Origin of the sequence: Flavobacterium suncheonense GH29-5 = DSM 17707, assembly GCF_000430025.1 — a bacterium.
Lineage (GTDB): Bacteria > Bacteroidota > Bacteroidia > Flavobacteriales > Flavobacteriaceae > Flavobacterium > Flavobacterium suncheonense.
This window is the reverse complement of the sequence record NZ_KE387022.1, coordinates 1-18068: the sequence shown is the minus strand read 5'-3', so window position 1 is coordinate 18068 and position 18068 is coordinate 1. Positions and strand designations below refer to the sequence as shown.

The 18068-nt window shown below is 40.2% G+C and carries 18 protein-coding genes; 8 read left to right on the top strand and 10 right to left on the bottom strand.

Translation table 11 applies throughout. The annotated features are described in order from the left end of the window. Window positions 1-241 precede the first annotated feature (241 nt). The 3 genes from G498_RS0114015 to mnmE all read right to left on the bottom strand — a co-directional run bounded on the left by G498_RS0114015 (window position 242) and on the right by mnmE (window position 4106). Window positions 242-655 (bottom strand): 5-fold beta-flower protein, encoded by a 414-nt coding sequence (locus G498_RS0114015; RefSeq protein ID WP_026981734.1) that lies wholly within the window; start codon window positions 653-655, stop codon window positions 242-244. 198 nt (window positions 656-853) lie between these two features. Continuing rightward, window positions 854-2245 (bottom strand): hypothetical protein, encoded by a 1392-nt coding sequence (locus tag G498_RS0114010; RefSeq protein WP_026981733.1) that lies wholly within the window; start codon window positions 2243-2245, stop codon window positions 854-856. 472 nt (window positions 2246-2717) lie between these two features. Then, window positions 2718-4106 (bottom strand): tRNA uridine-5-carboxymethylaminomethyl(34) synthesis GTPase MnmE, encoded by a 1389-nt coding sequence (mnmE, locus tag G498_RS0114005; RefSeq protein WP_026981732.1) that lies wholly within the window; start codon window positions 4104-4106, stop codon window positions 2718-2720. 210 nt (window positions 4107-4316) lie between these two features. On the opposite strand from mnmE, the gene G498_RS0114000 reads away from it, so the two are divergent. Beyond that, window positions 4317-5150 (top strand): universal stress protein, encoded by an 834-nt coding sequence (locus G498_RS0114000; RefSeq protein ID WP_026981731.1) that lies wholly within the window; start codon window positions 4317-4319, stop codon window positions 5148-5150. Between the two features lie 51 nt (window positions 5151-5201). Next, window positions 5202-5651: an SRPBCC family protein gene (locus G498_RS0113995; RefSeq protein ID WP_026981730.1), complete on the top strand. Its 450-nt coding sequence runs from the start codon at window positions 5202-5204 to the stop codon at window positions 5649-5651. A gap of 140 nt (window positions 5652-5791) precedes the next feature. Here G498_RS0113995 and dnaN read toward each other — a convergent pair whose 3' ends face one another. The 5 genes from dnaN to G498_RS0113970 all read right to left on the bottom strand — a co-directional run bounded on the left by dnaN (window position 5792) and on the right by G498_RS0113970 (window position 10764). Continuing rightward, window positions 5792-6910, bottom strand: a complete 1119-nt coding sequence (dnaN, locus tag G498_RS0113990) for a DNA polymerase III subunit beta (RefSeq protein WP_026981729.1) — start codon at window positions 6908-6910, stop codon at window positions 5792-5794. Window positions 6911-7006: 96 nt separating this feature from the next. Next, on the bottom strand, window positions 7007-8692 hold the full coding sequence (gldG, locus tag G498_RS0113985; protein ID WP_026981728.1) for a gliding motility-associated ABC transporter substrate-binding protein GldG: 1686 nt from the start codon (window positions 8690-8692) through the stop codon (window positions 7007-7009). A 101-nt stretch (window positions 8693-8793) separates the two neighbouring features. Continuing rightward, window positions 8794-9519, bottom strand: coding sequence for a gliding motility-associated ABC transporter permease subunit GldF (gldF, locus tag G498_RS0113980; RefSeq protein WP_026981727.1), 726 nt, complete (start codon window positions 9517-9519; stop codon window positions 8794-8796). Window positions 9520-9603: 84 nt separating this feature from the next. Further along, window positions 9604-9900 (bottom strand): putative quinol monooxygenase, encoded by a 297-nt coding sequence (locus tag G498_RS0113975; protein WP_026981726.1) that lies wholly within the window; start codon window positions 9898-9900, stop codon window positions 9604-9606. Between the two features lie 36 nt (window positions 9901-9936). Then, window positions 9937-10764, bottom strand: coding sequence for an SAM hydrolase/SAM-dependent halogenase family protein (locus G498_RS0113970; protein ID WP_026981725.1), 828 nt, complete (start codon window positions 10762-10764; stop codon window positions 9937-9939). A gap of 97 nt (window positions 10765-10861) precedes the next feature. Between G498_RS0113970 and G498_RS0113965 the strand changes: the two genes are divergently transcribed. The 5 genes from G498_RS0113965 (at window position 10862) to G498_RS0113945 (ending at window position 14752) form a co-directional block, all read left to right on the top strand. Next, on the top strand, window positions 10862-11812 hold the full coding sequence (locus tag G498_RS0113965) for a PhoH family protein (RefSeq protein ID WP_026981724.1): 951 nt from the start codon (window positions 10862-10864) through the stop codon (window positions 11810-11812). Window positions 11813-11911: 99 nt separating this feature from the next. Continuing rightward, window positions 11912-12436, top strand: coding sequence for a porin family protein (locus tag G498_RS0113960; RefSeq protein WP_026981723.1), 525 nt, complete (start codon window positions 11912-11914; stop codon window positions 12434-12436). Window positions 12437-12549: 113 nt separating this feature from the next. After that, window positions 12550-13497, top strand: a complete 948-nt coding sequence (locus G498_RS0113955) for a phosphoribosylaminoimidazolesuccinocarboxamide synthase (RefSeq protein ID WP_026981722.1) — start codon at window positions 12550-12552, stop codon at window positions 13495-13497. A 261-nt stretch (window positions 13498-13758) separates the two neighbouring features. After that, the gene (locus tag G498_RS0113950; RefSeq protein WP_026981721.1) at window positions 13759-14313 is read left to right on the top strand and encodes a hypothetical protein; all 555 of its coding nucleotides are present in this window, start codon (window positions 13759-13761) and stop codon (window positions 14311-14313) included. A 52-nt stretch (window positions 14314-14365) separates the two neighbouring features. Beyond that, window positions 14366-14752: an ankyrin repeat domain-containing protein gene (locus tag G498_RS0113945; RefSeq protein WP_026981720.1), complete on the top strand. Its 387-nt coding sequence runs from the start codon at window positions 14366-14368 to the stop codon at window positions 14750-14752. A 114-nt stretch (window positions 14753-14866) separates the two neighbouring features. Here the strand turns inward: G498_RS0113945 and G498_RS0113940 are convergent, their stop codons facing one another. Next, window positions 14867-15295, bottom strand: coding sequence for a septal ring lytic transglycosylase RlpA family protein (locus G498_RS0113940; RefSeq protein WP_051269933.1), 429 nt, complete (start codon window positions 15293-15295; stop codon window positions 14867-14869). A gap of 74 nt (window positions 15296-15369) precedes the next feature. Beyond that, the gene (locus tag G498_RS0113935; RefSeq protein ID WP_026981718.1) at window positions 15370-16461 is read right to left on the bottom strand and encodes a M42 family metallopeptidase; all 1092 of its coding nucleotides are present in this window, start codon (window positions 16459-16461) and stop codon (window positions 15370-15372) included. A gap of 86 nt (window positions 16462-16547) precedes the next feature. Between G498_RS0113935 and G498_RS15215 the strand changes: the two genes are divergently transcribed. Continuing rightward, the gene (locus tag G498_RS15215; protein WP_051269922.1) at window positions 16548-17267 is read left to right on the top strand and encodes a DUF4294 domain-containing protein; all 720 of its coding nucleotides are present in this window, start codon (window positions 16548-16550) and stop codon (window positions 17265-17267) included. Window positions 17268-18068 lie beyond the last annotated feature (801 nt).

Below are 18068 nucleotides of genomic sequence, written 5' to 3'. Positions count from 1 at the left end.
TAAAATCTTCCTTGGTATAATCGGCGGTGAAATTGAACTTTTTATCGGTGAAATTCAGTTTGGTTTCGAGGTTTTCGGTAACGGTGTAGAAGCCAAGTTTAGATTTGAAATAGGCCATGAAATCCAACACCTTGTTGATTATTTCCATTGTTTTTGGTTAAATTTTTTTATTGTATTGTTCCATGCTCCAGACATCATCCACAGGCTCCTTGATACGTTCAACAGATAACAATTTTGCACTTCATTCATAAAGCTTAAAGAAGAAGAATGCTACGGCTGTCCATTCTTTTTTTACCCCTACGGCACGGCCAATAGTACTGTGGCTTGAGTTTTCTACGGTGCCGTCACTTTTTATATAACCTATAGTGCTGTGGCTGCTGTTCTCTACCGTGCCGTCACTTTTTACATAGCCTACAGTGGAATGACCCCTGTTCTCAATGGTGCCATCGCTTTTAATATAGCCTATCGTGCTGTGGCTTTTATCTTCAATGGTGCCGTCGCTCTTAATATACCCTACTGTGGAGTGGCTGCTGTTCTCTATTGTGCCATCGCTCTTAATGTAGCCTGCTGTGCTGCGGCTGCTGTTTTCTATGGTTTGTGCCTGTAATAATGCTGTACCGCCAAGTAGGGCAAGTATTACTAATAGGTTCTTCATAATTGTTATTAATAATTGGTTAATTGGTTTTGCTTTTTAAGCTTTATTATTCTTGCTATAATTGTAAAATTTTGATAAAGATAGGAGTTGAGGCTGGTATTGAATGTAGAGATGAAAGTTCGTAGGTGTTGTAAATAATTTCGTAGCCCAGGGATGTAAATTCGATTTCATATAGAGTGTTAATAGGTTGGTGTATGGTTATTCTATAATCTGTTTTGGAAAATGGCTGTCCATCAGCTGTTCTACGGTCGACTGGTGGCGGTTTATAATAAATAACCGGGTATTGTCCTTAAGCCTGAAAATATTTATAAACTCTTTATTGGCATTCATCTTTTTATCTTTCAATTCTGTAAAGCCGTCCTTTAGCAGGCTGATGGCCGCGTGGTGGTTTTGGAAAATAATGAATAGTTTAGTGATGGGCGTGGCCTTTACTTTTTCGATTTCCGCCGGAGAAATCGGGGCGCCAAATCGGCTATAGGAATGGTACCTGTACGTTTTGCGCAGGTACAGCCAGTCTTCAGTCGTATCGGCAACAATGTAGCGGTAAGTGAACAGGTGGTTCAATTCGTTTGCCCACTGCGGGAACTGCGTGTCGTACATTTTTACATAGACCTGAACGAAAGCTTCATCCATTGGCTTTTTGTCCTTTATATAATCTTTAACTACCGGGTATATGGCTTTGGCCATTTGTGAGATGTACCTGTTCCCGTACCATTCGTGTGCATCGGTTTTGCCGTTTAGCTGTTCGATAACATAGCCGTTGCCAAGCGCGGTAGCCAGTACTTCATTCAGCAGGAGCAGGGCATACTGGCTGTTGGGCGATTTGGTAGTATTAAACCAATGCTGTATATCGTGCTTTGTTTGCAGGGACTGGTTATCATAGATAATGTGGTAGATCTCATGGATGGCAACGCTAAAGAATGACACATGGTCTTGCAGGCCGGCCGATGCTTCACACACCGCAACGTTGCCAAAGGCCCTGGCACCCAGGTTGCCCTTGTCGAGCGACAGGAGTAGGTTAAGTTCTATCGGGATGCTGCTGTCCCAGGCTGTCCCATAAAAGTCCAATCCAGTTTGGAAGTAGCGGGAAAAACTGTCGTCGTTTAGATACTTCAAAAGATTTTGCTTCTGCTCTTCATAAGCCGTTTTGTAAGGCTCACTAACAAGGTTTCTGTACACGGGCAGGAAACGCTCCAGTAGGGATGCCATGGCCGTAAGGTCTTCCTGGGGGATGATGCCAAGCGACCTGCTTACGAAGGCATCCACATTTTCACTCAGGACAAGGTTGCGCTCGAGCAGGTCGCGGGACATCATGTTTAATTTCAGCGGGGCAGGGTATTGACCAAATGAGTAGTTATAATCCATAACGAGCCGCTCATACGCAGTAACCCGGTCTGTATATTCGGCTGTATTATACGGTGATGCCCTGAATATCGTTTTCAGTTCGTTATCGGGGTAGCTGTCCGAAATCTTCATCAGGAAGTCGTATGTCGCATAAAGGTCGGAATAGTTTATCCTGAACGTTATACTATTCTGGGCTATGCTTTTAGCGGATATAAATACCAGCAGGAGTGACAGTAGTTGTTTCATGGCAATGTTTGCTTACAAATATATGAAAAGTCACCATTAGGTGATATATGACTTCATATTTTTGATGATCTGTAGAAAAAAATGAGCATTAGGCTGACTATAGTTGAGGCTGTTACATACAGGAAAGCGCAGGTGGCGAGTATCTCGACCGATATCCAACTCAGCCATAATTGCTTTTTTTTTGTAAATTTTCGGCGGCGGATTCAAGACCTTAATGCAACAAGGTCAGTTAATTTTCATTCTCCCAAAATTTTGTGCCTTGCTGTGTCTAAGTGTGTTTCTGTGTGCCATTATTTCGTCCAAAATTGATTCCTGGAGATCATTTTCCGAACGAGGTACAAATAGGGTACAAACTTTAACCCAACATCACCAAATAAAGATAAAGTGGTTAAAAATGAAAAACCAGTTAAATTGCTGTTTTATAACAATTTAACTGGTTTTGTTTGTGTTGTTTTGCGGTGTTTTGCGCCTGCTATTTCCCGATACAGAAATTAGCAAAAATATTCCCCAACAGCTCATCATTGGTAACCTGTCCGGTAATTTCCCCGAAATAATACAAAGCCTGACGGATGTCAATCGCCATTAAATCGGACGATAAGTTATTCTGCAAGCCCCATTTTACCTTTTGGATTTCTTCTAAAGCTTTAAGCAGCGAATCGTAATGACGGGTATTGGTTACAATCGTTTCGTTGTTGCGCAGCGCTCCGGTATTGACAAAAGAAAGTAGTTCTTTCTTCAGTTCGTCCACGCCGAGTTTTTCTTTCGCGCTTATTAAAAGGATTTCGGGAATGAGGGTTTTCAGTTCGGCAACTTCCGTATCAGTCAGTTTATCCGCTTTGTTTCCGATGATAACCAAAGGTTTTAACGGGAACTGGTTTTTAATCTTCTGGATTTCGGTTTGCAGTTGCGAGCCCAGTGCTTTGTATTCCGAGCTGTCGAAAAGGTACACCACAACTTGTGCCTGCTCCATCTTTTCAAAAGTTTTCTTGATACCGATGCTTTCCACCACATCCTGCGTATCGCGAATACCGGCTGTGTCGATGAATCGGAAACCTATGCCGTCAATAACCAGTTCGTCCTCAATGGTGTCGCGTGTCGTTCCGGCAATGTCGGACACAATGGCGCGTTCCTCATTCAGCAATGCATTCAGTAATGTGGATTTCCCAACATTCGGCTCACCAACAATCGCTACCGGAATTCCGTTTTTGATGACATTTCCAACGGCAAAAGAATCGATTAAACGTTTCAGCACAAACTCGATACGGTTTACTAATTCGTGAAATGCGGTTCGGTCAGCAAATTCCACGTCTTCTTCCGCAAAATCCAGTTCCAGTTCGATTAAGGAAGCAAAATTGAGCAGCTCTTCCCGCAGTTTGGCAATCTCATTGCTGAATCCACCACGCATTTGCTGCATGGCAATCTGATGACTGGCTTCGTTATCCGACGCAATCAAATCGGCTACGGCCTCTGCCTGCGATAAGTCCATTTTCCCGTTTAAAAAGGAGCGAAGGGTAAATTCTCCTGCCTGAGCCATTCGGCATCCCTTACGAAGTAACAACTGAATAATCTGCTGCTGAATGTACGTCGAACCGTGGCAGGAAATCTCCACCGTATTTTCACCGGTATACGAATTCGTGCCTTTAAAAAGCGACAGCAACACCTGATCCAATACTTTGTTATCGTCCACAATATGCCCCAGATGCAAGGTATGGGTACGCTGTTTCGTAATGTCCTTACCGGAAACCGACTGAAAGACAGAAGAAGCAATCGTAATCGCCTCTTTCCCCGATATACGGATCACCGCAATGGCACCCGCTCCCGATGGCGTGGCTAAGGCAACAATAGTATCGTTTGAAATCATTTTTAAACTGCTGAATTACTGAGCCGCAAAGTTACAAAGTTTTTACTATTTGCGGTTTAGCATTCGAAGCCTGTTTATTTCAGCTACATTTCTCTCTTTTCCCATCTCCCTTCTCACATTTTCGGTTAAATAATTGTAAAACTGACAATTATCACTTTTAATCTGCGTTACATTTAGTAACTTTATGTAAGAATTTTAAAAATAATAGCCATGAAAAAGATACTCTTTCCTACCGATTTCTCGGAAACTGCGAATAATGCTTTTGTGTATGCATTAGAGATGGCCAAATCCATTGATGCAGAAGTTATTGTTCTTCATGTCTATGATTTACCTACGGTTTCCTTTGGTGAAGTTCCGGTAACTTTAGTGGAAATATACGATTCCATCGAGCTGAATAATTTCGAGAATTTCAAAGACCAGATTCCGCACTTGCGCAAAATAGCCGAAAAGCATCAGTTGGATGATGTAAAAATGAGCCATGTTCTCCGCCACGGTGATTTGGTTCGCATCATGAAAGAAATGTGTGCCGAAGAGCATATCGATATGATTGTTATGGGAACCAACGGCGCTTCCGGCTTTCAGGAAATGTTCTTAGGTTCCAACACCGGAAATGCCATTGTGAATATTCCGGTAACGGTTTTAAGTGTGCCGAACAAAGCAAAATTTGAGCGCATAAAATATTTCGGTTTTACCACAAAGTTTGATGACGCAGACCGGATGGCATTGCACAAAGTAATTGCCATTGCCAAAAAGTTTCATGCGGAAGTTAAATGCCTTACTGTAAAAACGCACGGTTTCGATGTAAGCGAAGAAGGGATGGAATACTGGAAGTCTGAGTTTAAAAACGAACCGGTAACGTTCTTTATGATTCCGCATGACAATGTGAAAGAAACCATTATAGATTTTGTGGAAGGTCAGGAGATTGATGTATTGGCTATGGTAACCCACAAGCGCAATTTCTTTGAGGAACTGTTCACGCATAGTTTAACTCAAAAACTGTCGTACCACAGCGAGAAGCCGATAATGGCTTTTCATGAAGATTAAACGAAGCAATAAGCGGAATACACTTAATTATTAATTTAAATCAATTATCCTATGGCAGATAACAGTGTTTCTTTTCACAGAGTTCTTAAAGCACCACCGGAGAAGGTATATCGTGCTTTTACAACGCCCGATGCACTAGCTGCTTGGTTTCCGCCATACGGTTTTGTCTGCACGGTGCATCAAATGGAAGTAAAAGAAGGCGGAACCTATAAAATGTCCTTTACAAACTTTTCTACGGGTAACAGTCATTCCTTTGGCGGCAAGTATCTGGAATTAAAACCCAATGAATTTTTGAAGTTTTCCGACAGGTTTGACGACCCGAACCTTCCGGGAGAAATGGTAACAACAGTCTGGTTGCGAAAGCTTTCCGTAGGAACCGAATTGAAAATTGTTCAAGAAGGCATTCCGGCTGCGATTCCGGCAGAAATGTGCTACTTAGGCTGGCAGGATTCGCTGGATAAGCTAATCAGACTGGTCGAACCCGAAATACCTGATGCGTAAGAATCTGAAAAAATAAAAAACCGCAATTCCAATAAAGGTCTTGCGGTTTTTTGGTATAAAGGGTTGGTTATAGCGTTTTTGAATTTAGAATTTAGAAGTTAGAATTCAGAAAAGCAAAACTCTAAATTCTGAATTCTAAATTAATTATTCAGCATTACCGGCATTACCAGCATGGTAACGGTTTCGCCTTCGTCTAATCCGTCAACCGGGGTAAGGATTCCGGCTCTGTTTGGTAAGGACATTTCCAGCTGGATTTCGTCGGACTGTAAATTCGTTAACATCTCTGTTAAGAATCTTGAGTTGAATCCGATTTGCATGTCATCACCTTGATAATCACAGGTTAAACGCTCTTCCGCTTTGTTTGAATAGTCGATGTCTTCGGCAGAAATGTTCAACTCCGCACCGGCAATTTTCAAACGGATTTGGTGTGTGGTTTTGTTCGCGAAGATGGCCACACGACGTACAGAACTTAAAAACTGGCTTCTGTCCATCAACAATTTATTCGGGTTTTCTTTCGGGATTACCGCTTCGTAGTTAGGATATTTACCGTCAATCAAACGACAGGTTAAGGTGTAATTGTCGAAAGTGAAAGTCGCATTTGAATCGTTGTATTCGATTTTAACTTCCGCGTCTGAAGTGGCTAAAATTCCTTTTAAGATGTTTAACGGTTTCTTCGGCATGATGAAATCGGCAGCCTGAGATGCTTTTACATCGGTTCTTGCATATTTTACCAATTTGTGAGCATCTGTTGCCACGAAAATCAGACCTTCTGTTGAAAATTGGAAGAATACTCCGGACATTACCGGACGTAAATCGTCGTTTCCGGCCGCAAAGATAGTTTTGCTGATTGCCGTTGCCAATACTTCGGCAGGAACCAGAGTAGAAGAAGGTTCGTCTAAAACCACCGCTTTAGGGAATTCTTCACCCGGAGCATACGCCAAGGCATATTTACCCGAGTTGGAACTGATTTCAATCGTATTATTGTCTTCAACCGTGAATGTTAAAGGTTGCTCCGGAAAAGTTTTAAGGATTTCCAACAATAATTTTGCCGGAACTGCCACACTTCCCTGACTTGTAGAATCGATTTCCAAAGTAGAAGACATGGTGGTTTCTAAATCGGAAGCGGAAACTTTTAACTGGTTGTTGTCTAATTCAAACAAGAAATTATCCAAAATAGGCAGGGTGTTACTGCTGTTAATCACGCTACCTAATACTTGCAATTGCTTTAACAAATACGAACTGGATACTATAAACTTCATCGTCTTTCTTTTTAAGGTGTGTAAAATTGCATTTATATTTTACAATTCACAAATATATTCTAATCTAATTAACGGCAAAAACAATTTTATTAACAACTACCGGGCATATTTACGCTTTCTCAGGAAGGTAAAAAGGAATCCGAAAATTGCCAGCACAACTATTGGTAATCCGACAGTTAGGACTTGTGTAAAGGTGTAATTCTCATACACTTTCTCTTTGTCCAGTAACGGTAAATCGACATCTTTGCTGCGGATGTTAATAAGTCCGTTGTCGTCTAAAAGATAATTTACGCAGTTAAGCAGGAATTCTTTGTTTCCGAAAAGGCTGTTGGTCCATTTGTCATACCCTAATTCTAAAGGCTGATAGGCCTGATCGAGTTGGTTTTTAACTACATCGCCGTCGGAAATCAGAATCATTTTGTTTTCTTTTCCGACCGTTTGGTAAGAAGCATCTTTAAACGGCAGCACACGGTTTTCAAACATGGAATGAAATTTTCCTTCCAGCAAGACCGAAAGAGGAAGACGCCCGCCGCCCGGATAATCCTTCGGACTGGTTTCCTCGGTAACCATTTCCAGACTTACCTGTGTAGGTGTTCCGATGGCCTTGGAATATTGGGAAGATTCCATCAAAACGGTCTTTTTGATGTCGTTTTTCAGCAGTTCAATCGGGTTGGCGAATTCAAATTTCACGCCTTCAATATTCTTAACAATCGGATGTTGCGACTGCGGATACACAAACGGCGCATATTTCCAGAAATACTGTTCGTATTGCGTCTGGCTTCCCGGTTCGCCGGTGGCTAATTTGATTGGGGTAGCCTGTTCGTCTTTTACTAACAGCGGATTGATGCGAACACCGTATTTGAAGAACATATCAGTAAGGTTCAGGTCCTTCGGATAGGCTAAAATGGTTCCGGTTTCGTTGTACAGACTGTCCATTTCCGCCTGAACGTTATCCACCAGCCAAAGGGTTTTTCCGCCGTTGATGATGAACTGATCCAGTACTTCTTTTTCTTCTTCGGTAAAACGTTTGGAAGGTTTTGCGATGATAGCCAAATCGTATTTTTTAAGCGCTTCCAATGAACGTTGCGGGCTTTTGGCCACAGAATCCATGGTGAAAGGACCGATGTAGTAGCTTTCGCGTACGGATTTCAGGAAATCGGCAATCTGTAAATCGTGTAATTCGCCAATTCCTTTGATTACCGCGATTTTCTTCTCTTTTTCTTTGGTTATTTTATTGAAAGCGTCTGCAAAAGCGTATTCCAAATGCTGGACAGAGCTCACTACTTTTTCTTCCGTAGTAGCACCCATCATGTTTTTCAGCAACTGCACTTTCGTTACTTTACCGTTGTAAGTAGCCACCGCCCATGGGAAAACCACTTCCTGCGACTGTTTTCCTTTATCGTCAACGGTAATGCTGATAGGAGTTAAACCTCTTTGGTACAGCATTTTCATGTTGGCTTCACGCTCTTCTTCCTTTTCAAGAGGATTCACAAACTGGAAGATGATGTTGGAATTGTAGGCTTTAAATTCCTCCAACGTCTGACGGGTTTCGCTTTGCAATCGTTTGAATTCTCCGGGAAATTGTCCCTCCAGATACACATCGATGTACAACGGACTGTCAACCTGTTTGATAAGGTTTAACGAGGTTTCGGATAAGGTATAGCGTTTGTCTGCCGTTAAATCGAAACGCTTGAAAAAGTAATTTCCGAAAATGTTCAGGGCAATTAATCCGACGATTAAAATACCTAACTGTTTTAATGCGTGTTTTTTAGCGTCTTTCATCTGATTTTTTTATTGTCTTAATTGGACAGATGCAACCTTTGATGTTTAAATAATCATTTTAAGGAAAATAAAATGATTATTTAAAGCATGTCGGTGTCATATTACCATTTCAAAGATTTAAGTTGATAAACCGTTCCTGCCAGAAAAGCAAGGGTAACGCTAACGAAATATAAAATGTCACGGGTGTCCAAAACGCCGCGGCTCATGCTTTTAAAGTGATATTCAAAACCAAAACTGGAGAACAAATCGCCGAAACTGCCCATAAAACCTGCCATGCCCTCAAATCCGTAGTAGAAAACAAAGCATAAAAATACAGCGATAATAAAGGCTACAATCTGGTTGTCGGAAAGGGTGGAAGTGAAAATTCCAATCGCGGAATAAGCGGCAATCAGAAACAAAAGTCCGAAATACGAACCCATCGTGCTTCCCATATCCAGATTTCCGGCAGGATTGCCTAAATCGGAAATGACGAAAACATAGATTAATGTTGGAATGATGGCAATTACAATTAATAAGAGTGCCCCTAAAAACTTGCCGTTTACGATTTCCCAGGTACTTAACGGTTTGGTTAACATCAGTTCGATGGTTCCCTGTTTTTTTTCATCCGAAAAACTGCGCATGGTTACGGCAGGAATCAGGAAAATTAAAATCCAGGGCGCTAAGGTGAAAAACGGGCTTAAATCGGCAAAACCGCTTTTTAAAATATTGAATTCTCCTTCAAAAACCCAAAGGAACAATCCGTTGAGCAAAAGAAAAATAGCGATAACCAAATACCCGATCGGCGAACCGAAAAACGATTTGATTTCTCTTAATAATAATGCTTTCATTCTTTGTGTTTATTTGTTTATTCGGTAATTTGGTTATTTGATTACCTTTTTAAACTTATTTTTTTATCTGTAAACTGTGACTGATTACTCTAAAGTTACCAGTTTATCCACACTCCAGGCTTCCGGTTTGTCGTTGAACAGCTTTTTGGTAAACGTCCAAACGTCGTAAAACAATTCCGAATTGCGGTAATTTTCCAAATCCTGCTCCGTTTCCCAATAACTGTACGTGAAAAAGATACACGGATTGTTCCTGTCCTGATACAATTCTAAGAAACGGTTTCCGGGCGCATTTCGTATTTTCTCTTTCATCTGTTCGAAATTTTCCAGAAAAGCCGGTATATTTTCCTTGTGAAAACTCAGTTTTACAATGCGTACAAACATACTATTTTTTTGTTATTTGTTGATTTGGTTATTCGGTTATTTGAATTGAATGGTAACAGTATCCCTGAATTTCAGTCCCAACAAAGATGTTGCCGAGCCAACCGTGGACGGATTGCTTTTGTAAATCGCAATTTCCAGAAAATCCGCTTCGTTGAAAAGTGCCAGCCGTTCGCCTTCGTAATCTTTCAGCGTGAATTTTTCGGATATTTTAAAATCGGAATAACTTCGGTGAATGTTTTTTATGTTTTTGGTTCCGAAACGCACTTCGAAAGGACGTCCTTTTCCGATTTCGGCAATAAATTTTTTGGAAATATTGGTCACGCAATTCCCGAAATGATCGATGTACACTACATAACCTTTAATCGAATTGAAGTCTGACGCTGCAGTTGCCTGAAGCTCGCTCATCTCTTTAATCTGTGAAATTTCCTTTCCGATGACGCTTAAGGTGCCTCCTTTAGCCAGATGACAAGCCACTTTTACAAATACGTCCATGTCTGATGAACCTTCCGGCAAACGGTCGTGAATGTTGATTTCCACAATTTGCTGCGGAACGATTTTCTGGGTAAGGATGCTTAAAATTCCGTTATCGGCACAAATGAAATAGTGGTCGTTCCACTGCATTGCGATGTGTTTGTTCTCCAATGTGCGCTCAGAATCCACGCCAATCAGGTGCACTGTGCCTTTCGGAAAGCTGTTGTAAGCAGCGTTTATGATGTAACTCGCCTGGGAAATATTAAACAGATCGATGTCGTGAGAAATATCAATAATCTGTGCCTGAGGATGTTCTGTAATTAGCTTGCCTTTCAGCGCGCCCACAAAGTGGTCTTTCAAGCCAAAATCGGTAGTTAGCGTAATTATTGACATCATTTTGTTTATAACTATTACAGAAAGATTTTCTAAAATTCATTAGATTTGAGATAATGCAAAGCTAACTTATTTTTTAATTAAATCCTTGTTGCTTTTGAACGAAAGAACCATTGAATTGACCGACATTACCCCTAAAGATTTCTGGGGTACGCAAGATGCTCATTTAGAGCTAATTAAAAAATTATACCCAAAATTAAAGATTGTAGCCCGGGGCACGTTGGTGAAAGCCTACGGAGAAAAGGAAATTTTGGATGAGTTTGAAGTGCGCTTCAATCGCCTGATGACCCATTTCACGCGTTTTAATTCCATTGACGACAATGTGATCGAACGTATTGTTCAAACTAACAGTCAGGACGAACAAAGAATGCCTGACCACGATAAAATTTTAGTGCACGGAATCGGAGGAAAGCTAATTAAAGCAATGACTCCCAACCAACAGAAACTGGTAGATTACGTTCAGAAAAACGATATGGTTTTCGCTGTCGGACCTGCCGGAACCGGAAAAACCTATACCGGAGTAGCATTGGCCGTTAAAGCCCTGAAAGAAAAACAGGTAAAGCGAATCATTTTAACCCGTCCGGCTGTGGAAGCAGGGGAGAACTTAGGGTTTCTTCCGGGTGATATGAAAGAAAAGCTCGATCCGTACATGCAGCCGTTATACGATGCACTGCGCGATATGTTGCCGCCGCAAACGCTGGACGATTACATTTTAAAAGGTATTATTCAGATTGCACCGTTGGCGTTCATGCGCGGGCGTACGCTCGACAATGCTTTCGTAATTTTGGATGAAGCGCAAAACACGACGCACTCGCAAATGAAAATGTTCTTAACACGTATGGGGAAAAACGCCAAGTTCATCATCACCGGAGATCCCGGTCAGGTGGATTTGCCGCGCAGAACGATTTCCGGCTTGAAAGAAGCATTACTGGTTTTAAAAGATGTGGACGGTATCGGTATTATTTATCTGGATGATAAGGATATTGTGCGTCACCGTTTGGTTAAGAAAATTATTGATGCGTATAAGAGCATTGAGAATCACGATTAAAAGTACTGTGTGGAAATTCTGTAAGAATTAAAAAAAATACTGTAATCTCTTTTTGGGTAATATGTAAGTACTTTGTAGTGTTAACCTAAAAAAGACAGTATGAAAAAGTTATTTTTAATTTTAGGAATAGGGTTGTTGTCGTTACAAACGGCAAAGGCTCAGGATCAGGAAATTGAAATTAAGCCAACGCCTGGTAATTCATGGTTTAAATTAGGACTGACTGCCGGAGTTCCGGTTGGAGATGCCAACGATGTAGCTTCCTTTAATGCAGGGTTGGACGTGAGAGCACAGTATATGGTTAATCCGAATTTTGCAATCGGTATTGCATCAGGATACAATCATTATTTTGCGAAAGATGATTTTGATGATTTCGGGATGATTCCGTTAGCCGGATATGTTCGTTATTATTTTACACCCAGCGGATTGTTTTTTGGGGGTGATGTAGGGTACGGCTTTTTAACCAATGTGGATAATAACAGCGGAGGTTTGTATCTGAGCCCGCAAATTGGCTATCATAACGATGACTGGAACATTTACGGCTATTACCAGCATTCCAATACGGAAAACGATTTTAAATTGCAGAGTGTTGGTTTGGGTGTTACGTATAATATTAGGTTTAAATAGGTATGATGTGTAAAAGAAAGGAGGAAATTAGTTTTCTCCTTTTTTGTTTAGCTGTTGTTTGGCATTGGTAAACCACTTAAATTTGCGCCTTTAAACAACAACACAACAACTCCATGAACACAATCACAACGACCAATTTTAACTTTCCGGGTCAGCAATCCGTATATCGCGGTAAAGTAAGAGAAGTGTATAACATTAACGACGAACTTTTGGTCATGGTGGCCACCGACCGTCTTTCCGCATTTGATGTGGTGATGCCAAAAGGAATTCCGTACAAAGGACAAATCCTGAATCAGATTGCTACCAAATTCATGCAACTGACAGAAGACATCGTTCCGAACTGGTTAATTGCAACTCCCGATCCGAATGTAGCCGTTGGTCATTTGTGTACACCTTTTAAAGTGGAAATGGTGATTCGCGGGTACTTATCCGGTCATGCGGCCCGTGAGTATGCCGCCGGAAAAAGAATGTTGTGCGGGGTTGCACTTCCGGAAGGGTTAAAAGAGAACGACAAATTCCCGACACCAATCATCACGCCCTCTACAAAAGCCGATAATGGCGAACACGACGAAGATATTTCAAGAGAAGACATTTTAGCCAAAGGAATCGTTTCCGAAGAAGATTACATCGTTTTGGAAAACTATACAAGAGCATTATTTCAGAGAGGAACTGAAATTGCAGCTTCCCGTGGTTTAATCTTGGTTGATACGAAATACGAATTCGGAAAAACCAAAGACGGTAAAATCGTTTTGATTGACGAAATTCACACGCCGGATTCTTCCCGTTATTTCTATGCGGAAGGCTATCAGGAGCGTCAGGATAAAAACGAGCCACAGAAACAATTGTCGAAAGAATTTGTACGTCAGTGGTTAATTGCTAACGGTTTCCAAGGCAAAGAAGGGCAGCAGATTCCTGAAATGACCGATGAATACATCGCAACGGTTTCCGAAAGATACATCGAATTATACGAAAACATTTTAGGCGAACAATTCGTAAAAGCGGATATCTCCAATATCAACGAGCGTATCGAGAAAAACGTTCTGGCTTTCCTGAATAAATAAGATAATCGAATCTTAAAATTATACTAACCACGCTTTGCGTGGTTTTTTTGTTCTTTGTGGAGAGGAAAAAGAAAAGTTAAAAACATCGACCATCTGCATTAAAATATCGATTATCAGTAAACGGTTGTTAAATTTTTGTTATAATAAAGTTTTTGGAGTAACGATTTTATTTTTAAAACGTCTATTCAGTAAATCAATCATCAGCCGGAGCGAACGAATTAATTTGGAACGTTTCGGTAAAATCAAAAAAAATCAATCATCATGAAAACGAAGTTTCACGAGTTCAAAAAGAACTTTATTTTACCTACGAGTAAATCATCAATCATTTATTTAGGAATCGCTTTAACGGCATTTACCAATGTTGCTTTAGCATTAGAGTTTCAACAGGTAAGTTTAAATGAAGAGCTTGTTTCCGGTCAAACACAACAATCAAAAGAGAATTTAACGGCTGTAACAACGGAAGATCATTCCAGAGAAAGGGGCAAAGGAAACGAAAGTGAAAAAACTTCACAATTTCATCAGGATTTAGTGGTGTTTAATCCTTACAAAAAAAGCATGCAGGAAATTATTGCAGAAGATAATTTAATTATCGAGAATGCGATTGTAAAGGAAGCAGATTTTTCAGCAGCACTAACTACTGTTGAGGAAAACAAAAGTCTGGACGAGCTTCTTTTAGCTCAGGTTTATCCGCGTTATAGTGTTAAAACCCCTGAAGAAATAATCGACGAAGATCGTAAAATAACCGAAAGACCTGTTGTGGAAGCCGTACCAGCCAAATCAAATTCCGGTAAATGTAATAAAGGGAACATCTTGTAAAAACCTTAAATAGTAAATAAATTTTAAACATTAATCATAACAATCAATCATCATGAAAAAAACAATCAGTTTATTAGGATTAGCTTTAGTAGCAACTGCGAACGTTGCTTTGGCTTCGAATGTTGCAACCACAACTTCAAACAAAGTGGAAATTGTAAAATACGATGCGACGCCGTTATGTGTTGCTATCAGTAAAGGAGATGTTGTTGCCGTTAAGAAATTCATCGAATACGGCATGGACGTAAACGAAAGAAAAAACGGCATGACACCGCTAATGTTTGCAGCCCGATACAACAATGCCGAAATAGCAAAAATATTGCTTGAAAACGGAGCCGACATTGACGCCAAAGACAACAACAATTTTACCGCGCTGAAACATGCTGAAGCAGGAAAAGCTACTCAGGTAATCGAAGTTTTAAAATCATTCAAACAAAAATAAGGTTTGGGTAAGTTTAATTAAGTAAAAAACCACACGCAAGTGTGGTTTTTTTGTTTTGTGTAATAAGGTAAGATCTGAAAATATAATTAACACAGTTTAACCCCAAACAATGAGTTAGTTTAAAATTTCAATTTTTACGGTTAATTCCCCGTGATTTTTGTTGTCGGTTATTTCCATGAAGGCTTTTTTCGATAAGTCGATTTCACGTCCTTTGGAAAAAGGCCCGCGGTCGTTAATTTTTACCACCACCGATTTATTGTTGGCCAGATTGGTAACGCGAACCTTGGTTCCGAAAGCCAATTCCCGATGCGCTGCCGTGTAATCTGAATTATCAAAGCGTTCGCCACTGGCAGTTTTACGTCCGTTAAACTTGTCGTGATAATAGGAAGCTACGCCTTTACTTTTATACAGTTTGCCTTTTTTAGACGATTCCGAGTCGCTGGTCGTCCGGATTTTAGAACCCGAAGAACCACAACTGTTTAACGATAAAACAAGGGTTACAGCAAAAAGCGAATAAAGTATTTGATTGCGAAATGAGGGCATGATTATTATTTTTAAAGCCACGAATTACATGAATTAATTAGCGAAAATTCGTGAATTCGTGGCTATTATTTATGTTACTTGAAATATGAAAACGTCTCGTTGTTCTCAATTTTGAGCAAACTCTCGTAAATCAGTTTGATTACATTTTCCACATCGTCTCTGTGAACCATTTCCACAGTAGTGTGCATATAGCGCAACGGCAATGAAATTAGCGCCGAAGCTACGCCTCCGTTACTGTATGCGAAAGCATCCGTATCCGTTCCGGTAACTCTCGAGGAAGCATGACGCTGGAACGGAATTTTCTTTTCTTCAGCGGTATTCACAATCAATTCGCGCAATTTATTCTGAACAGCCGGAGCATACGCGATAACCGGACCTTTCCCCATTTTTAAATCGCCTTCGATTTTTTTGTCGATCATCGGCGTAGTGGTATCGTGGCAAACATCGGTTACAATGGCCACATTTGGTTTGATGGTTTGCGTAATCATTTCTGCACCGCGCAATCCGATTTCTTCCTGAACGGAATTCACGATATACAAACCAAACGGCAATTTCTTTTTGTTCTCCTTTAATAAACGCGCCACTTCGGCAATCATGAAACCACCCATGCGGTTGTCAATGGCGCGGCACACGAATTTATCGTTGTTTAAAATCATGAATTCATCCGGATAGGTAATCACACAACCCACGTGAACGCCTAATTTTTCAACTTCCTCTTTGTTGGAACAACCGCAGTCGATGAAAATGTTTTCGATTTTCGCTGGTTCTTCCTTACCGCTTCTGCCTCTGGTGTGAATAGCCGGCCAGCCGAAAACTCCTTTCACGATTCCTTTTTTCGTATGAATGTTTACGCGTTTGGAAGGCGCAATCATATGATCGCTTCCGCCGTTTCGGATAACGTAAATAAGTCCGTCATCAGTAATATAGTTTACATACCAGGAGATTTCGTCCGCGTGTCCTTCAATTACAACCTTATATTTAGCATCAGGATTGATAACGCCGACAGCGCTTCCGTAAGTATCCGTAATAAAAGTATCCACATAGGGTTTTAAGTATTCCATCCAGATTTTCTGGCCGCTTTCCTCGTAACCTGTTGGAGAAGCGTTGTTTAGGTATTTTTCCAGAAATGAAACAGACGATTTTGATAATATAGATTTTGTAGCCATAAAATTATTTTTCGCTAAAATAATGATTTGGTATTATAGTTGCACCGCATTTTTTGTATAAATTTGACTAAACTCTTAATACTTCTATGAGAATAACCGCCTTTTTACCGATAGTTGTTTTATTTACCGTTTCTCTTCAGGCACAGGTAGTCGTTAAAGATTCCGTGAAAACAGAAAACGATACCACTATTGTGTTCTCATCAGAGATGGATGAACTAATCATTTCCAAAGACAAGGCATTCGAAGAAGAGCAGCGTAAAATGCGTATTCTGGAGCGAAGAGTACTTAAAGTGTATCCGTATGCAAAATTAGCCGCCGATAATCTGGTAATCCTTAATGCCAATATGGCGAAACTGAAAACCGAGCGCGAAAAAAAGAAATACTTTAAAATTGCGGAAAACTATTTAGAGAACGAATTTGGTGATCGGTTGAAAAAATTCTCCCGAAAAGACGGTCAGATCCTGATTAAATTAATCAACCGTCAGACCGGCAAGACTACTTATGCATTGGTGAAAGATTTAAAAAGCGGCTGGAAAGCATTCTGGTCTAACAACACCGCGAAGTTATTCGACCTGAATATGAAGGACGAATACGAACCCTTCACAGATTTAGAAGACTTTTATATCGAAAGCATTTTGATAAAAGCCTTTAACACCAACCGCCTTCAAAAGCAAAATCCGGCCAAGCCGATAGATTTGGCAGAACTCGCAGCAACCTGGAAAGAAAGAATCAATCAGTCCAAAAAATCCAGAGAAGAGCGTTTAGCCAAAGAAAAAGCGGCAGCATCAACCAATAAAAACGATTAGGAGCGAAAGGTCTGGGCATTTTTGGAAGCGCAATTCCCGCTTTCCGCTGCAATTCCTTCGCGTTGCTTCGGGATTTCCGCTGCAATCGGGGCTAGGAGAGTGGCTTTTTGGTTTATTGGAAAGATTTTAAGCTACTCCTTATATGTATAGTATAGTAAAATAGAAATCTCAACTTGTATATAGTATGGTTAAAACCGCTTCTTATCTATATATAGTATGACAAAGTCAGCCCAAACCTCAATTCACTTCGTAGTCCTTTAAAAATTGAAAAAAAACTTCCCAGGGTTACAAAATGGTTATCAGTAAGTTACAAAAAACCTTAAAAAAACTTCGCAAAAAAGAAGCATAAAAGTTTGGAAGTGGAGAAAAGAGTGCTACTTTTGCACCCGCATTAAAGTACTAGTTCATCTGACATTTTGAAACAAACCGAGTCAAAAAGATTTTTGAAAAAAAAGTTGAAAAAGATTTGGATTGTAAAGAATAAAGCAACTATCTTTGCAGCCCGCAAAATAAGGGAAGTTCTTAAAAATATTGAGCAGTGATTTTTGAAAAACGGTTTAGAAATAAATCGAAAAAAAATTTCAAAAAAAGCTTGCGAGATTTAAAAAGAGGTTCTACTTTTGCAACCCGCAAAATAAGGGAAGTTCATTTGAAATACCGGTTAAAACGGAATGAAAATTTTTTCAAAAAAAAGTTTCAAAAAGTTTTGCAGGTTTAAAAAGAAGTTTTACTTTTGCACCCGCAATCGGAAATGATAGCGAGAATAAAAAAGAAGAATACGTTCATAGACATATTGAATTG

Excerpts from the sequence above, each read along its gene's own strand:
- G498_RS0114010 (WP_026981733.1), bottom strand. The coding sequence starts at position 2,245 with ATGAAACAACTACTGTCACTCCTGCTGGTATTTATATCCGCTAAAAGC.
- G498_RS0113995 (WP_026981730.1), top strand. The coding sequence starts at position 5,202 with ATGGCAGATAACAGTGTTTCTTTTCACAGAGTTCTTAAAGCACCACCG.
- G498_RS0113935 (WP_026981718.1), bottom strand. The coding sequence starts at position 16,461 with ATGGCTACAAAATCTATATTATCAAAATCGTCTGTTTCATTTCTGGAA.
- G498_RS15215 (WP_051269922.1), top strand. The coding sequence starts at position 16,548 with ATGAGAATAACCGCCTTTTTACCGATAGTTGTTTTATTTACCGTTTCT.
- gldF (WP_026981727.1), bottom strand. The coding sequence starts at position 9,519 with ATGAAAGCATTATTATTAAGAGAAATCAAATCGTTTTTCGGTTCGCCG.
- G498_RS0113940 (WP_051269933.1), bottom strand. The coding sequence starts at position 15,295 with ATGCCCTCATTTCGCAATCAAATACTTTATTCGCTTTTTGCTGTAACC.
- G498_RS0114015 (WP_026981734.1), bottom strand. The coding sequence starts at position 655 with ATGAAGAACCTATTAGTAATACTTGCCCTACTTGGCGGTACAGCATTA.
- gldG (WP_026981728.1), bottom strand. The coding sequence starts at position 8,692 with ATGAAAGACGCTAAAAAACACGCATTAAAACAGTTAGGTATTTTAATC.
- G498_RS0113955 (WP_026981722.1), top strand. The coding sequence starts at position 12,550 with ATGAACACAATCACAACGACCAATTTTAACTTTCCGGGTCAGCAATCC.
- G498_RS0113950 (WP_026981721.1), top strand. The coding sequence starts at position 13,759 with ATGAAAACGAAGTTTCACGAGTTCAAAAAGAACTTTATTTTACCTACG.
- G498_RS0114000 (WP_026981731.1), top strand. The coding sequence starts at position 4,317 with ATGAAAAAGATACTCTTTCCTACCGATTTCTCGGAAACTGCGAATAAT.
- G498_RS0113945 (WP_026981720.1), top strand. The coding sequence starts at position 14,366 with ATGAAAAAAACAATCAGTTTATTAGGATTAGCTTTAGTAGCAACTGCG.
- dnaN (WP_026981729.1), bottom strand. The coding sequence starts at position 6,910 with ATGAAGTTTATAGTATCCAGTTCGTATTTGTTAAAGCAATTGCAAGTA.
- G498_RS0113975 (WP_026981726.1), bottom strand. The coding sequence starts at position 9,900 with ATGTTTGTACGCATTGTAAAACTGAGTTTTCACAAGGAAAATATACCG.
- mnmE (WP_026981732.1), bottom strand. The coding sequence starts at position 4,106 with ATGATTTCAAACGATACTATTGTTGCCTTAGCCACGCCATCGGGAGCG.
- G498_RS0113970 (WP_026981725.1), bottom strand. The coding sequence starts at position 10,764 with ATGTCAATAATTACGCTAACTACCGATTTTGGCTTGAAAGACCACTTT.
- G498_RS0113960 (WP_026981723.1), top strand. The coding sequence starts at position 11,912 with ATGAAAAAGTTATTTTTAATTTTAGGAATAGGGTTGTTGTCGTTACAA.